Genomic DNA, 15,893 nt, shown 5'->3' with positions numbered 1-15,893 from the left:
CATTCGGGTGAGCGGGCTGAACAAACAATACGGCAACTTTGCGCTCAAGGACGTGTCGATCACCGTGGAACCCGGCGAAATCGTCGGTTTCGTAGGTGCCAACGGCGCTGGCAAGACCACCACCATCAAATCGATCCTGGGACTGGTCCCGCCGGACTCGGGGGACGGTCGGATCCTCGGAGTCCCCATCCGAGACATGGGCGGTCCCGCCGGCGTCGCAGTCAAAGAGCGCGTCGGCACGGTGTTCGATGCGGTGGGGCTGCCGCCGTCCATGCACGTGCGCGATGCTGCCGCGGTGATGCCGCGTTGCTTCGCGCACTGGGACGCGTCTCTGTTCGACTGTCTGCTCGGCAAAGCCGGCATCGCGCCGGACAGGACCGTTGCGGAACTGTCCCGTGGCATGGGCATGAAATTGTCGCTGGCGATCGCGCTGAGCCACGATCCAAGGCTGCTCATCCTCGACGAGGCGACCGCCGGGCTCGATCCGATGGCCCGCGACGGCATACTCGACACGCTTCGCGGCTTCGTGTCCGCGGGGGAGGATGGCGGCGGGCCGCGCGGCATCCTCATGTCCTCGCACATCACCGGTGACCTCGAACGGATCGCCGACCGCGTGGTGTGCATCGACGCCGGGCGGATCGTGTTCGACCGGCCAAAGGACGAAATCACCGATCTCATGGGCATCGCCCGCTGCCGCGCCGCCGATGTGGCGACGATCCGCGGCTCCGGTGCGTACGATCCGGGATCGCTGCGCATGATCCGGGGGCAGTATGGCACCAACGTGGCCGTGCCCGACCGATTCGCCTTCGCCGAGGCGTTCCCGGACATTCCGTGCGACCGCATGACCCTCGACGACTGCATGCGATTCGAACTCAAGGGGGAGAAGCTATGATCCGCGCATTCCGACTCGACATGGCCACGATGCGACGCGCGCGGCTGTCCAATTTCATCGTCATGGTCGCGCTGTGCGTGGCCGTGGGATTCGCGTCCAAGATGCTGCCGCTCGTGTTCGTCGCGGCCGTGTTCATGCGTTATCCGCTGTCCGTGCTGTCGCTGGATATGGTTGACGAGACGGGGACGTGGGGCGCCTACCGGCTGTCATTGCCGGTCAGCCGGCGCGATTGCGTGTTCGGCCGCTATCTGAGCGCGCTGGCGATGATCGGCATGGGGCTGGCGTCAGGTTTCGTCGCCATGCCGATCCTGCTGGCCGCATCCTCGCTGGCGTCCGTCGTGGGCGGTTCGTCGACGTTCGACGGCTTGCCGTCCCTGCCGGACGGGTTCATCTCCCCGAGCGCGTTGCTGGCCTCGCTGCTTGCCGTCTGCGCGACGCTGTTCGCGGGCACGCTCATGTTCGGCGTGGTCACGCCGCTCTATTACCGGTACGGCATGACCAAGGTCACGCTCATGCTGCCGTCGATCACCGTGGGCGCGGTGGTGCTGGCGGTCGTGGTCGCCGGCGGGCAACCCGACTGGCTGGCATCGTGGATGCCGGGGTTGGTCATGTGGATTCAGTCGCCCGGGCATATGGCGCTGGCGTCCCTGGCGATGCTGATGGCCGCCGCCGTGGTGTTCGCGGTCAGCGCGGTGGTTTCCGCGCGGCTGTACGAGCGGCGGGAATTGTAGGGGCATGTCCTAGAACAGGGCCGGCTGCTCGGCTTCGGGCCGGCGGCCGGCCCCATTGAGGGGCGTGGTGAGGTCCGCGTCACCGACTCCGGGAACCGCCGGGGCGACCTCGTGGAACGCCAGCGAGCGGGACAGTTCCGGGCCTGCGGCCCGCAGTCTGCTCAGCAGGCTCCGGCCGTCCTGCGCATGGTCGAGCCACGCGGCGACCATGTCTGGCGGCACGAGCAGCGGCATGCGGTCGTGGACCTTGGCGAATGCGTCCAGTGCCGGGCAGGTGAGGATCGTCGCGGTGAGCCGCCACGGCGAGGATGGGGCTGTGGATGGGGTGGCGGACGGGTCACGCCACCACGAGTAGAGCCCCGCCATCGCCAGCGGCGAGCCGTCCGGCGCGTGGAAGTAGAACGGGCGGTCGCCCTTGAACTCGAAGTAGCCGGTGGCGGGCACGACGGCACGCATGGACCGCACCGAGTCCGCGAACGTGGGCTTGCTGGCGGCCGATTCCGACCGGGCGTTGTATGTGGGGTACGGCAGATCGAAATCCCGGCTCCATCGCGGCACCAGCGACCAGTGGGCGGCGGCGAGCCGGTTGCGTCCGTCGCGGCTGCGGGCGACTATGCCGATCGGATGCCTTGGCTCGAAGCGGCGGCAAGGCACCGGCGGAAGATCGTTGTCCTTCATGCCGTCGCCGGCCACGCCGTAGCGCGCGGCCACGTCATCCCAGCCCAGATCGAGCGCGTATTGTCTGCACATGGTCACCACAGTGACATCGCCGCAGGACCGCGGCTGGACCGGATCGGCCCGTATGAGGAGCCCATATGCTAGCGTGCTGTAGGTAAAAACGGCAGTGGAAAGAGGATGCGTTGGCCGATGTGAGACGGGAGATGGAGCGGCTTCGGCCGGTCTACGAGACGGGCGTGCTCCGTCTGCTGCTGCGGCAGAACTCCATGATGTATGTGGCCCTGCTGCGCTCCTCGTTCGATCCGCTGACCGGCGAGCTCACGCGTGAGGTGCTGGAGGAGCGGCTCGCGCAGGGTCTGCGCAACCTCATCGACGCCGGCGAGTACACGCTGCGCGACGACCAGACCCTTGCCGACGCCGCACGCGGGGTGCTCGCCGAGCTCACCCGTGAGGGCGACGGCGACTACGCCTGGCTCGCCAACTCCCTCGACGTGGCCTCGCACCGGTTCCTCTACCGCCTCACCGCCCGCGCGCACCGCGCGATCGAAGCGCTGTCCCGGCTCGAGGACACCACGCGCACGCTGTCCGGCGCCCAGGCCAACTCCATCATCATGGAGATCGAGCACGCGCGCATACGGCTCACCCAGGACCCGCTGGAGCGCATCGCGCTGCTCAACCGGGAGATCAAGGCCAACAAGCGCGAGATCAAGCGGATCCTCAACGGCGAGGACGATCGCAGCCTGAACGAAAACCAGGTGGAGGACATCATCGCCGTGGTGCACAACACGTTGCGCGGCGTGCCGATCGACCTGCGCGAGCTGGCCCTGACCGAGCGTGACAACGGCGATGCGCTGCGCCGGCGCATGCAGGCGGGGAACATGAGCGTGGACGACATCCTGACCGCCTATCACGAGGACTACCGTCGCTCGTTCCGCGAATCGGACGCCGGACGCCGGTTCGAGGACGCCTTCCAGGTGATCGTCACCGACGAGGGCCGCAAGCAGATCGACGAGGCGATCCGCGACATCGCGCGCACCCCGTATCTGACGGGTGAGCCGGGCGCGCTGCTGGGGCAGGTGAAGTCCGAACTCGCGCGCATCTACGACGGCATCGAGGACGTGCGCCGCCAGATGCGCGCGTCCGACGAGGCGGTCAGCCGGCTCGTGCGGCAGCAGACCGACACCCGCTACAGAACCATGCTCTCCACGCTTAACAGGCTGTTCGTCAAGCTCAACGCCGAGGCCCGCGCCCATCCGGACGCCCCCGACGAGCCGTACGGCACCGATGTGTCCTTCGCGCGCCTGGGCGTTCTGCCCACCCGCCCCGCCAAATCTCTGACCCGGGACATCCCGCCCGAGCTGCACGACCGCAGCGGCGGGCCGGCCGAGGGCCTCAGGGACATCCGGTCCATGCTGGAGACGGGCGGCCCGCGTCTGGCGCGCATGGCGGGGCTGATTCGCCGCAATCCCGTGATGCGCGGCGGGCTTGTGGACATGGCCGCGAGCTTCAACCGGTTGCCGGCGAAGGAACGGCGCGAAAGCGAGATCGTGGGCTTCCTGGAGGGACTGGCGGTGGATGCGGGCGGCGACTACGTGGCATGGCGCTGCGTGTCGCTGGACGGCAGCCCGCGCGTGTGGCTGACGCGGCCGGTGATGGCCACGACGGAGGAACTGGAGGACATCGTGCGCAACGGCACGACCGAGGATACGGAGGAACGGGCATGAGCGACATCGCCAATCCCAACGCCCTGTTCGAGGGCGATACCAGCGACATGCCGGCCGCCGCGCGCATGGCCGCCATCGCGCTCAAACGCGACCGCTACATCACCGGCGACCTGTTCGAGGTGGTGGAGGACAACCGCGACGACGTGATCCGGTCGCTCAACAACGACATGCTCGAACTGGTGGTGAACACGCGCTACCACGTGATGTACGCCACCCCGGCGGGCGGCGCGGACGCGCCGATCCGCTCGCTCAAGACGCGCGCGAGCCTGACCCGCGAGGAGGCCGCGCTGCTCGCCTTCCTGCGCATCCGCGTGCTGGACTACGAGAACGTGCACGCGCAGCCGGCCGAATGGGTGGTCAGCTTCGAGGAGATTCGGGCCGCCCTGACCACAGGCGCGGGGTATCTGGCCGCGCGCAACGACGAGGAGGGCGTGGCACGGAAGGTGGTCGCGGTCGTCTCCGTGGCCACGACGCACGGGTATCTGGACCCTTCCGGCGACGAGGAGGGCATGTTCCGCATCACGCCGCTCGTGCCGGTGGTGCTGGACCGCGCGCTGGCCGAAACATGGCTCGCCGCGAATGCGGACGATGCCGACGCAGTTGACACAGACGGTGCCGACGCGGCTGACGTGGACGGTGCCGACGCAGTTGACACGGACAGTGCCGACGCGGTTGATGCGGCCGGATACGCCGGGGAGCCGGACGTATCCGATGATGCGGAACATGACGCGAAGAACGACGAGGAAACGGGGAGTGACGCCGATGGCACAACGCGATGAAATGGCGATGATCGCCGACCGGTGGATGCTTTCAAGTCGCCGGATCGTCAACTGGGGCTCCTACGAGGGCTACCACGAATTCAAACCGTCCATGGACCGAACCATGCCGGTCACGCTGCTCGCCGGAGCCAGCGAATCGGGCAAGTCCACGCTCGTGGACGCGCAGATCTCCCTGCTGTATCCCACCGGTACCCCGTTCAACAAGGCCTCCAACTCCGGACGCTCCGAGCGCAGCGACTACACATACCTGCGCGGTATGCTCGGCTACGGCGACGGGGATGAGCCGATCTTCCTCAGGGGGCGCGACGGGAACGGGGCCCCGCAATCCGTGTGGGGCGCGATCGTGGACGTCTACTCGAACCGCACCACCGGACAGACGCTCTCCTGCGGCAAATTTCTGTACCTCACGGCCGGCGACGGCTCCGGGGACGTGCGACGCCAGTACGCGGTGTGGGACAGGCCGCTCGATCCAAGGACCATGGACCGGTTCCGCGAAGCGCCCTTCACGCCCGCGCAGCTGAAGGCCGCATACCCCGGCTGCGCCACCTTCCCCAACGCCGCCGCCTTCCACGCGCACATCTGGGGCGTGATGGGACTGAGCGAGGGCGCATGCCGGCTCCTGCACAAAATCCAGTCGGCCGACGCGCCATCCCGTCTCGACGACATCTTCAAGCAGGGCGTGCTCGGCGTGCCCGACGCGCTGGAGCTCGCCCGTGCCGCGGTGGACGACTGGGACCGCTACGACGAGAACTTCCGGGCCATGGAGGAGAAGGCCAAGCGGATCGCGCGCCTCACGGACATCCAGACCCGTTACGGCGACTACGCGGACGCCGTGGCGCATCTGCGCGCATACGATCCCGTCGACCCGAGCGGCGAAACAGGCAAGTCGGCGATCCGCGCATGGGCGTTCGAACGCATGGCCGGCGAGGTGCGCGACCGTTTGCCCCTGGACGAGGCCGAGGCAAGCCGATTGGCGGACGCGGAACGCATCGCCGCCCGCAAGGCAGACGATCTGCGCGACCGCCTGGTCCAGATCGAGGCGCAGCTGCAGGGCCACGACGGAGGCAATCTGGCACGGCTCGAAACCCAACTGGCACAGGAGAACCGCCTGTTGGAGGAAACCCGCGCGCAACGCGACCGCATGGCCGCGCGATTCCGGGACGCCGGCGAACCCATGCCCGCGGACGGGACGGCATGGCAGGAGGCACGCAGCCGCATGACCACGGACACGGCCGACGCCGACCGCCGCATGGACGAACTCGAAGCCGAACGGGACGCGGCCGTGGGGCAGCGCTCGCAGGCCGACCGCGACCTCAAGACGCTCAAGCGGGACTACGAACGCCAGAGCCGCCAGCGCACGCGCATCTCCCAGTCCATGGACGAAGCCCGCGCGCTGCTCGCCAAGGCCACCGGACTGACAACCGACGAGCTGCCGTACGCGGCCGAGCTCATGGATGTGCGCGAGGACGCCGAGGAATGGCGCGCCGCCATGAACGTGGTCTACGGACAGCTGGCCCAGACCATCCTCGTGGACAAGCGGCACGAGCGGGGCTTCGCACGCAAGGTCAGCGCCATCGACCCGAAGCTCATGACCCGCCGCACCTGGACGTTCGTGGACACCGATGCCCGGTACGAGGACGAACCGTACGACGGCTGGATGTCCGGCAAGCTGCGCTACCGCGAGGACTCCCCGTTCGTCGGGTGGCTCAGATCGCAGACCTGCTCCGAGCGTCTGGACGCCGAATGCGTGGACGCGATCGACGACGCCGACCGCCAGACCCGGCAGGTCCAGCGCGACGGCCAGCTCAAATCCGGCACACGTGGCTGGCACGGCACCAAGGGCATCGCCGCGGTGATCGGCTTCGCCAACGAGACGTATCTGGCCGATCTGCGCGCGCAGGCCGACGATGCGCAGCGGCGGCTGCAGGATGCGGACGGGCGCTACCGGGATGCCAAGGCGGCGATCGAAACGCTGCACGCCGTCCGCGAACTGGCCGGCGCCCTTGCATACACGCCCTGGGACAAGGTGGATGTGGAGGCTGCTCAGACTCGCGTCGCCGACGTGGAGGAGCGGATTGACGCCGTGCGCAACGATCCCGAACTCGCGGACCTGCTGGACATGAAGCGCGAATCGGCGGAGAGGATGACCGCTGCGCAGACCGAGGCATCCAGGCTCGCGCTGTCCCGCACGGCCGCAGAGCGCACGATCGACGCCGAACGGGAGTGGCTCGAAGCGCACGGTACGGGGGCGGCCGACGGCACGGCCGCGGCGGACGAATCGGCGGGGCGGGATCCGCTTCGGGACGTGGCCGATGATCTGGCCCAGGCCTACGAGCGCAACTTCGCCGGCGTGCTGCGTCCGGAGGACCGCGCGCATGTGATCGTCTCCGCGGCGAACGCCGGCGACGGGACCACCGAACGGTTCGCCGATCGGGCCGTGGCTGCCATCGGGACCGCGATCGGGCAGCGGATCGCCGCGCTGCGCTCGCAGGCGGACGCGGTCCGTGCGGCCGTGGAATCCAAGATGGCCGACTACATCGAGTGGTATGCGCCGGACGACGACGCCCTCACCGCCAGCGTGAAGGACTACAAGTACTACCTCGACGAGCTGAAAAGCCTCGCGCGCCTGACCGCGGTGAACGCCACCGACGACGAGTACGCCAACTGCCTGGACAAGATGCTCATGGACTTCACGCAGCTGGGCCGCGCGATCGACACCGACGCGCGGGGCATCGGCGAGCAGCTGGAGCGCATCAACGCCATGCTCGACGGGCAGTCGTTCGGCCCGCGGCACGGCAGGCTGTCCATCGGCGCCGACGTGCGCGCGCCCGAAACCGCCTTCTCCGGCCTGCTCAGGCGCACGATGCGCATGCTGGCCGATTGGAAGGCCGGGCGGGGTGGCGCGGGCACCGGGGCGGTCGCAGGGGCCGCTGCGGATCATACCGATGCGCGCGACGCGCGACAGGCCTTCGCCAAATGCAAGGGACTGGTGGACCGTCTGCGCGAGGAGCTCGACCAGGTGCGCGACGCCAACGGCATCAAGAGCTATGGCGCGCGCAACCTCGACCCGCGCTGCCGTTCCCGGTTCTACGCCACAGTCCACCACGCCAGCGGACCGGACGAGCGCATCACCTCCACCGGCGGCAAGTCCGGCGGCGCCTTGCAGGAGCTCACGTCGTTCGTGTACGGCGCGGCGCTCATCTACCTGCTCGGCGGCGACGTGATCGGCCGGCCCACCTACACCACGCTGTTCCTGGATGAGGCGCTCATCAAGGCCGACGGCCGGTACACGCAGCGCGCGCTGTCCGTGCTGCCGCGCCTGGGCTTCCAGGTGATCGTCTCCGCGCCGGAAAGCAAGACCGCGGAGATCCTCGAGGTGGCAACCAAGGCGTACGTCGCCCGGCGCGATCCGGATACCAACCTGTCCGATCTGCGCGAGGTGGTGCTCGACGGGCTTGACGAGGATTACCCCGAGGAGGACGGACCCGACAGCCCCAAGGAGGACGGTCCCGACGGTACAATGCAGGGGACGGATCATTCCGATCATCCCGGGGCGGAACAGTCCGCGCCCGTGCGTTCCAAGGAGGTTTGACATGGCCAACGAACACGATCACCGCTGCGACGGCGCATGCGGATGCGGCCACGGGGAGCATGGCGGTCACGGGCCGGGCTCGGGTTCGGGTGCGCCGGTTGCGGCTCCCGCGCCGGAGGCCGACGCGCCCCACATGGTCGACATCGCCGATCTGGCCTCGATGATCGAAATCCAGACCGAAGCGACGGTCTCGCGCACCGTCCTTAAGGAGGACGGGCTGCGCACGGTCCTGTTCGCCTTCGATAGGGATCAGGTGCTCACCGAGCACACGGCCGCGATGCCGGTCATGATCCAGGTGCTTTCCGGCCTCCTGCGCATCGGCGCCGAGGGCCGCGAGGTGGAGCTTGCGCCCGGCGGCGTGGTCTATCTTGGCACGCGCCTGCCGCACACGGTCTACGCGGTCGAGCCGAGCAAGATGGTCCTGTCCATGTTCGACAACCGGGGTTGATTGGAGCTGACGATGCCGGTTATCAGCATGTTCTTTGGAATCATCATCACGATGAACTACAACGATCATCCCAAGCCTCATATCCATGCAAAGTATGGCGAGTTCGAGGCCGCTTATCTGTTCGACGGTACCTTGGATGAAGGGGAGCTGCCGCGGAACAGGAGAGGCTAGTTGTGGCGTGGATAAAATTGCATCAGGATGAGTTGAAAGCCAACTGGGAGATCGCGCAGGCCGGTGAGCCGGTCTTCCGCATCGAGCCCTTGAGGTAGGGAGAAATCCTATGGTTTCCAAATTGGTTACGGTGACAAGCGTGGAGCCGATGCCGCAGCATCGGCTGAAGGTTGCATGTTCGGATGGGGCAAGGGGAGTGTTCGACATGTCTCCTTTCATGAAGCAGCCGGTTTACCGGGCTTTGTCCGATCCTGACGAGTTCAACAGGGTGTTCATCGCCTTTGGCGTGCCCACATGGCCGAATGGCGCTGACATCGCCGCGGAGCGAGTGCGTTCCGATATGGTTGAAAGCTGAATGGAGGTTTGCGATGGGTGATGTGATTGAAGCGGGTGCCGCGTCCGCCAAGCGCGCGGTGGTGACCGGGGCGTCGAGCGGCATCGGCGCGGCCAGCGTGCGCGCACTGGTGAAGGCCGGATGGACCGTGGTGGCTCTGGCCCGCCGCGAGGCCAAGCTCAAGGCGCTGGTGGAGGAGGTCGGCCCGGCCGCGAGCTACGTGGTGTGCGATCTGACCGACGAGGCCTCCACGCAGGCCGCCGTGGAGCGGGTGCTGGCCGGTGGGCCGGTCAAGGCGCTGGTCAACTGCGCCGGTGCCGCGTTCGGCAAGGATCCGGTCGCCACGGCCAGTCTGGACGATTGGCGGGGCATGTACGAGCTCAACGTGATCGGCACGCTGCGCATCACGCAGAAGCTGCTGCCGGGGTTGAAGCGTGCTCCGGGCGGCGGCACGGTGCTGGTGATCTCTTCGACGGCCGGCATCGAGCCGTATGAGGGCGGCGCCGGCTACTGCGCCTCCAAGTTCGCCGAGCGTGTGATGGCCCGTGTGCTGCGCCTCGAGCAGATCGGCGAGCCGTTGCGCGTGATCGACATCGCGCCCGGCATGGTGGAGACCGACGAGTTCTCGCTCAAGCGCTTTGGCGGAGATGCGCAGCGCGCGGCCGCCGTGTATGCCGGCGTGCCCAGCCCGCTGAAGGCCGAGGACATCGCCGAATGCGTGACGTGGGCGCTGGGCCAACCGGACACTGTGGACATCGACCAGATCGTGGTCCGCCCGCGCGCGGAGGGCTCCTACACCAAGGTGTACCGCGAGCGCTGACGCGTTGGAATTCATGGGTTTTTGCCCCACTGCTATGATCATATGCATAACAGCGGGGCAAACTGTTTTATGGATCGATTGAACAGCTGTGGCGGGCAGTCCGCCCCGCGTGTCGCCGATTTACTTCAAGCACTTGAAGTTCCTACAGTACGAACCATGAGCACCACCACCTGGCATACCATCCGCGAGGCGTCGATGATCTCGGGCCTGCCCGAATCGACCCTGCGCTACTACGAGCAGATCGGCATCATCGATCCCATCGCGCGCGACCCCAGCTCCGGACACCGCGCCTACTCCGACGCCGATCTGGAGGCCCTGACCATCGTGTCGTGCCTGGCCGCCACGGGCATGCCGCTCGAATCGATGCGCGCGTATCTGCGCAACCGATTCGACGGTCCCGAAGGCGCCCGGCGGCAGATGGAGCTGCTTGACGCCCAATCCCTCAGGCTTGCGGCCAAGGCCGAGGCCATCCGCATGCAGCAGGCGTACGTATCGTTCAAAACCCTGTACTGGCGGGCCATCGCCGAGGGGCGCGAGGACGATGCCGAGCGGCTGCTGGAGGAGAACCGCGACATCGTGGAGCGGGTCAAGCGCATGCAGGTGGGAGGCAAGGCTCCCAAGACCGGTTCGCCGGTCGCGCAGGCGGAATGATCGAGAATCGCAGATCGTGAATCGCACGAAAGGAACGCAACCATGTTCGATGAACTGAAAACCCGCATGAACAGGTTCTGGAACAGCGACAAAACGCTGCAGGAGACCGACCCCGAATTCGTGGAGCTGTTCTCCCGCTTCGCCTACGACGAGGTGCTCAACGAGCCGGGCGCCAACCATCCGGATCTGGACGACGCGACCCGTGCAATGGCCATCCTGGCCACGCTGATCGGATGCCAGGGCATCGACGACTACGAGCTCATGCTGCCGGTGGCGTTCGAATCCGGCGTCAGCGGCGTTCAGACCAAGGAGATCGTCTACCAGGCGGTGGCGTATCTGGGCTTCGGCCGCGTGCTGCCGTTCCTCAAGAAAACCAACGAGGTGCTCGGCGCCATGAACGTGGCGTTGCCGCTGCCGGCCCAGGGCACGGTCACGCCGGAAACGCGCGCCGAGGCGGGGGAGAAGGCGCAGATCAGCATCTTCGGCGAGCATATGCGCGGCTTCGCCCAGTCAGGTCCGGAGGAGACGCGGCACATCAACAAGTGGCTGGCGGACAACTGCTTCGGCGACTACTACACGCGCGGCGGTCTGACCGTCCGGCAGCGCGAGATGATCACGCTGTGCTTCCTTGCGGCGCAGGGCGGCTGCGAGCCGCAGCTCACGGCCCACGCCGGCGCGAACCTGAAGGTGGGCAACGAAAAGCGGTTCCTGATCGCCGTGGTCTCCCAGTGCATGCCGTACATCGGCTATCCGCGCACGCTCAACGCGATCCGCTGCATCAACGAGGCTGCGAAGAGCGCCGAGGAATAACGCGGACGCATCCGGATTTGCTCATTCTGATACGGGCATACCGCAGGATGAGCAAATCCAGTGTGGCGGCGCGCTTTGGGGACCTGCTAGCCATCGGATTTGCTCATTCTGTGACGTGTTTACTTCAAAATGAGCGGATCCAATGTGTGGTGGCCTGATTTGGAGTTCTACCGCATCGGATTCGCTCATTCTGTGCTGTCCTAGTTGCAAAGTGAGCGGATCCGTTGTTCTACGGGCTGATTCAGGGCTGATTTGAAGTGTAGGCCGGTGGATTTGCTCATTTTGGCATACCCGGGCTTCGGCCGTGGATGAGGAGCAGCACGGACGATTCTTCCGAATCCCGCCCGTGGCTGAGGAATAACGTGTGCGGCGTCAAGGCGCACCGAGGGAAGGCGTACGAGGGTACGTCGACCGAGGGGCAACGCGGACGACGCTCCGTTATTCCTCAGCCACCAGTTCGAGGTAGGAGTCGTTCCACAAATCCTCATCCCCGTCCGGCATGAGCAGCACGCGCTCGGGGTTGAGGGCCTCCACAGCGCCCTCGTCGTGGGTGACGAGGACGATTGCGCCCTCGTACTTGGCGATGGCCTTCAAAATCTCATCGCGGGAGGCGGGGTCGAGGTTGTTGGTGGGCTCATCGAGCAGGAGCACGTTGGCGCGGGAGGTGACCAGCGTGGCGAGGGCCAGACGGGTCTTCTCGCCGCCGGAGAGCACGCGCGCCGGCTTCATCGCGTCATCGCCGGAGAACAGGAAGCTGCCCAGGATGGAGCGGGCCTGCGTGTCGTTGAGTTCCGGGGCCACGTGCTGCAGGTTCTCCAGCACGGTGGAATCAAGATCAAGGGTGTCGTGCTCCTGAGCGAAGTAGCCGATCTTCGCGCCGTGGCCGTAGACCACTTCGCCGGTGTCCGGCTCCTCCACGCCGGCGAGGATGCGCAGCGTGGTGGTCTTGCCGGCGCCGTTGTAGCCCAGAATGACCACGCGGGAGCCCTTGTCGATGGCGAGGTTGATGCCGGCGAACACGATGTTGGAGCCGAACGCCTTGGAGATGTCCTTGGCCATGATGGGCGTGCGGCCGCAGGGCGCGGGTTCGGGGAAGCGGATGTCCGCCACCTTCTCCTTCCTCTGCGCCTCGGACGTGTTTTCGAGCAGCTTTTCGGCGCGGCGCATCATGTTCTGCGCGGCCACGGCCTTGGTGGCCTTCGCGTGCAGTCGGATGCCCTGCTTCATGAGGCGATCGGCCTTCTTCTCCGCCACTTCGCGTTCGCGGCGGCGGCGCTCCTCGTCCACCACGCGCTGGTGCAGGTAGGCCTTCCAGCCTAGGGAGTACATGTCGATCTGGCCGAGCTGCGCATCCAGATGCCACACCTTGTTCACCACCTCGTCCAGCAGTTCGGTGGAGTGGGAGATGACCAGGAAGCCGCCCTCGAAGCGCTTGAGGTAGCCGCGCAGCCACTCGATCGAATCGGCGTCCAAGTGGTTCGTGGGCTCGTCGAGGATCAGCGTGTCCGCGTCGGAGAACAGGATGCGGGCCAGCTCGATGCGTCGGCGCTGGCCACCGGAGAGGGTGCCGAGCTCCTGCTGCATGACCTCCTGCGGCAGACCCAGCGAGTTCGCCATGGCGATCGCCTCGGATTGCGCCGCGTAGCCGCCGGCCTTGTCGAAGTCCTGCATGGCCTTGTCGTAGCGGTTCATGGCCTTGCTCATCACGTCGGGATCCGGGTCGGTCATCTCCTTTTCGGCCTTGCGGATGCGGCTGATGATCGTGGAGATGTCGCGCGCGCTCATCATGCGGTCGAGCGCCGACTGCGTGGGGTCCGCGGCATGCGTGTCCTGCGGCAGGTAGCCGAGCTTGCCGGAGACGCGCACCTTGCCGGAGGTGGGGAGCAGATCCCCGGTGATCACGCGCGTGAGGGTGGTCTTGCCGGCGCCGTTGCGGCCCACCAGACCGATCTTGTCGCCCTTGGCCACATGGAAGTCGCAGGGATGCAGCAACGTGCGCGCGCCGATCTGAATCTCCAGACCCTGTGCATCAATCGCCATAATCCAACCCTTCGCTTCCTGTGTTTCCGCGGCCGCCCACTGATTCCTGCGGCCGTGCGCCGACAATATGCCAACGGTCCATCATACCGAACCGTTCGACCGATTCGGTGCGTCGGCTACCATGGTCGGCATGCATATGACCGACGCCGAATTCGAATCAGCCGTTGAGGATGCCCTCGCCGGGGTGCCGGAGCGGTTCCGCGCCGCGCTGGACAATGTGGGCATCGCGGTGGCCGACGAGCCGGACGAACGGGAGATGGATTCCATGTGCGATCCGGACGGCGAGCTGCTGGGCCTGTACGAGGGCGTGCCGATCACGCAGCGTACCAGCGCGTACGGCGGCGTGATGCCGGACGTCATCACTGTATTCAAGGGCCCGCACGAGCGCCTGTGCGCCACGCGCGACGAGATGGTCCGCGAGATCCGCACCACGGTGCTGCACGAGCTTGGCCACTACTTCGGCTTCGATGACGAGTACCTGCACGCGCACGGGTATTGAGCCGACCACGGAAGGCCGGCATTGTCGGACCGACTCCCGGAATTGCAACGGTCCGCCCGGAAATACCGGCCTTCCGTGGTCGGACGGACGGTCCGCTCAATCCTCCTGCAGCAGCCGCCTGGCATACCAAGCGAACAGCGCCCCGGCCGTGAGCGCGGACGTGATGTCGGAGATCGGCTCTGCCACGAACACGCCGGTCGTGCCGAAGCCCAGCTCCGGCAGCGCCAGCGCCAAGGGCACGAGCAGGATCAGCTTGCGGAAGATCGCCAGGAACAGCGACGGCTTGGCCTGACCCATGCCCACGAACGCGCACTGCACCACGTTCTGGATGCCGAACACGCCCATGCCGCACACGAAGTAGGGCAGCGTGCGCGTCACCACGTCGGCGATCGCCGGATCGGAGGTGAACAGCGAGGCGAAGAACGCGGGGAAAAGGGCGAACATGGTGGTCATCGAGCAGTTGATGGCCACCTGCACCGCCATGGTCCCGCGGTAGGCGCGGCGCACGCGATCGTACAGCCCGGCCCCGTAGTTGTAGCCGATGATCGGCTGCACGCCTTGGGAAATGCCCTGCGAGAATACGAAGATCAGCTGCATCAGGCTCGTCATGATCGTCATCGCGCCCACGTAGGCGTCGCCGCCGTAGCGCTGCAGGGACGAGTTGAACACCACCTGGATCACGGATTCGGTGATCTGCATGATGAACGGGGAGACGCCCAGGAACAGCATGGGCCCAAGCATGCGGGTGAACCGGATGTTGCGGATGCGCAGCCGGATCGCGCTGCGCTGGGAGGCGAGGAACCGCAGCACCCAGAGGGCGGACAGGCCCTGCGCGATCACGTTGGCCAAAGCCGCGCCGCGCACGCCCATGTCCAGGGCGAAGATGAACAGCGGATCCAGCGCCAGCGAGCTCAGCGCGCCGATCAGCACCGACACCATGGCCACGCGCGCACGGCCCTGCGCGGTGATGAACGTGTTGAGCCCCAGGGACAGCTGCACGAAGATCGTGCCGGACAGGTAGACGGTGAGGAAGTCGACCGCGTAGGGGAGCGTGGCCGGACTCGCGCCGAACAGGGTGAGGATCGGCGCCTTGAGGATCTGCAGGACGGTGGGCAGCGCGAGGGCGATCGCGACGATCGCCGCCACGGACGTGCCGAGGTATCGTTCCGCCAAGTCCCGGTCGCCGCGGCCCAGAGCGATGGAGGACAGCGGCCCGCCGCCCATGCCCACCAGCATGGCGAACGCGGAGACGGCCAGCGTGATGGGGAAGCACACGCCCACGCCGGTCATGGCGAGGTCGCCCACGTCGGGGATGTGCGCAAGGAACAGCCGGTCGACGATCGTGTACAGCGCGTTGCAGGCCTGCGCCACCACCGCCGGGATCGCCAGCGAGACGGCAAGCCGGCCGATGGGTTTGGTGCCGAGGTCCGTGTTGGCGGTGGTCCCTCGGGTGGATTGCGTCGGCTGCGTCGCCGGTTGCCCTGATTGCGTCGATTGCGTCTTCGTCACGAAGGGCATTGTACGCGAGGTGGGCTTCGGCCGGCGTGTTCCGCCGCATGGGGATCATCCCCGAGGATGAGGGTAGACGCGGCGGGGCATGCCGGATCATTCCTTCGGTTGATTGAGGCCACTGCCTGCGGCCGATAGCGTGGAGGCACCACGATGGAATCCGATGGAGGGAAGGAGCCGAAATGCGATCGCAGGATGCGAATGGGATGACGGGG

The 15,893-nt window shown here is 66.8% G+C and carries 14 protein-coding genes and 1 pseudogene; 12 read left to right on the top strand and 3 right to left on the bottom strand.

Going from position 1 to position 15,893, the window contains the following annotated elements; genetic code table 11:
- Window positions 1-7 precede the first annotated feature (7 nt).
- Entirely contained in the window at window positions 8-892 is an 885-nt protein-coding gene (locus EMO90_RS01310; protein WP_223849676.1) for an ABC transporter ATP-binding protein, read from the top strand.
- Window positions 889-1,623 (top strand): ABC-2 transporter permease, encoded by a 735-nt coding sequence (locus EMO90_RS01305; RefSeq protein WP_150353480.1) that lies wholly within the window; start codon window positions 889-891, stop codon window positions 1,621-1,623. The genes EMO90_RS01310 and EMO90_RS01305 overlap by 4 nt, the downstream gene beginning before the upstream one ends.
- Before the next feature lie 9 nt (window positions 1,624-1,632).
- Here the strand turns inward: EMO90_RS01305 and EMO90_RS01300 are convergent, their stop codons facing one another.
- Entirely contained in the window at window positions 1,633-2,373 is a 741-nt protein-coding gene (locus EMO90_RS01300; protein WP_150353481.1) for an SOS response-associated peptidase, read from the bottom strand.
- 110 nt (window positions 2,374-2,483) lie between these two features.
- Here EMO90_RS01300 and EMO90_RS01295 point away from each other — a divergent pair, with 110 nt between their 5' ends.
- From EMO90_RS01295 to EMO90_RS01255, 9 genes and pseudogenes are all read left to right on the top strand, one after another.
- The gene (locus EMO90_RS01295) at window positions 2,484-4,025 is read left to right on the top strand and encodes a DUF3375 family protein (RefSeq protein ID WP_150353482.1); all 1,542 of its coding nucleotides are present in this window, start codon (window positions 2,484-2,486) and stop codon (window positions 4,023-4,025) included.
- Window positions 4,022-4,804, top strand: coding sequence for a DUF4194 domain-containing protein (locus EMO90_RS01290; RefSeq protein ID WP_150353483.1), 783 nt, complete (start codon window positions 4,022-4,024; stop codon window positions 4,802-4,804). Before EMO90_RS01295 ends, EMO90_RS01290 begins: the two co-directional genes overlap by 4 nt.
- Entirely contained in the window at window positions 4,788-8,396 is a 3,609-nt protein-coding gene (locus EMO90_RS01285) for an ATP-binding protein (protein WP_150353484.1), read from the top strand. Before EMO90_RS01290 ends, EMO90_RS01285 begins: the two co-directional genes overlap by 17 nt.
- 1 nt (window position 8,397) lies before the next feature.
- Entirely contained in the window at window positions 8,398-8,844 is a 447-nt protein-coding gene (locus EMO90_RS01280) for a cupin domain-containing protein (RefSeq protein ID WP_223849677.1), read from the top strand.
- 12 nt (window positions 8,845-8,856) lie between these two features.
- Window positions 8,857-9,113: pseudogene (locus EMO90_RS12700) on the top strand (DUF4160 domain-containing protein).
- 11 nt (window positions 9,114-9,124) lie between these two features.
- Window positions 9,125-9,370 carry a DUF2442 domain-containing protein gene (locus tag EMO90_RS01270; protein WP_150353485.1) on the top strand — a complete coding sequence of 82 codons (246 nt, stop codon included), beginning with the start codon at window positions 9,125-9,127 and terminating at the stop codon, window positions 9,368-9,370.
- A gap of 13 nt (window positions 9,371-9,383) precedes the next feature.
- Window positions 9,384-10,169 carry an SDR family oxidoreductase gene (locus EMO90_RS01265; protein WP_150353486.1) on the top strand — a complete coding sequence of 262 codons (786 nt, stop codon included), beginning with the start codon at window positions 9,384-9,386 and terminating at the stop codon, window positions 10,167-10,169.
- Between the two features lie 156 nt (window positions 10,170-10,325).
- A complete protein-coding gene (locus EMO90_RS01260; protein ID WP_150353487.1) occupies window positions 10,326-10,820 on the top strand; it encodes a MerR family transcriptional regulator in 495 nt (164 codons plus the stop codon).
- Between the two features lie 42 nt (window positions 10,821-10,862).
- Window positions 10,863-11,630: a carboxymuconolactone decarboxylase family protein gene (locus EMO90_RS01255; RefSeq protein ID WP_150353488.1), complete on the top strand. Its 768-nt coding sequence runs from the start codon at window positions 10,863-10,865 to the stop codon at window positions 11,628-11,630.
- 438 nt (window positions 11,631-12,068) lie between these two features.
- Here the strand turns inward: EMO90_RS01255 and EMO90_RS01250 are convergent, their stop codons facing one another.
- Window positions 12,069-13,670 carry an ABC-F family ATP-binding cassette domain-containing protein gene (locus EMO90_RS01250; RefSeq protein ID WP_150353489.1) on the bottom strand — a complete coding sequence of 534 codons (1,602 nt, stop codon included), beginning with the start codon at window positions 13,668-13,670 and terminating at the stop codon, window positions 12,069-12,071.
- Window positions 13,671-13,800: 130 nt separating this feature from the next.
- On the opposite strand from EMO90_RS01250, the gene EMO90_RS01245 reads away from it, so the two are divergent.
- Window positions 13,801-14,169 carry a metallopeptidase family protein gene (locus EMO90_RS01245; RefSeq protein WP_150353490.1) on the top strand — a complete coding sequence of 123 codons (369 nt, stop codon included), beginning with the start codon at window positions 13,801-13,803 and terminating at the stop codon, window positions 14,167-14,169.
- 96 nt (window positions 14,170-14,265) lie between these two features.
- On the opposite strand, the gene EMO90_RS01240 is transcribed toward EMO90_RS01245, so the two are convergent.
- Window positions 14,266-15,678, bottom strand: a complete 1,413-nt coding sequence (locus EMO90_RS01240; protein ID WP_223849678.1) for an MATE family efflux transporter — start codon at window positions 15,676-15,678, stop codon at window positions 14,266-14,268.
- Between the last annotated feature and the right edge of the window lie 215 nt (window positions 15,679-15,893).

The organism is Bifidobacterium vespertilionis, from assembly GCF_008698145.1.
GTDB classification, from domain to species: Bacteria; Actinomycetota; Actinomycetes; order Actinomycetales; family Bifidobacteriaceae; genus Bifidobacterium; species Bifidobacterium vespertilionis.
Note: the sequence above shows the minus strand (reverse complement) of the source record. Positions and strands in the feature narration are given on the sequence as shown.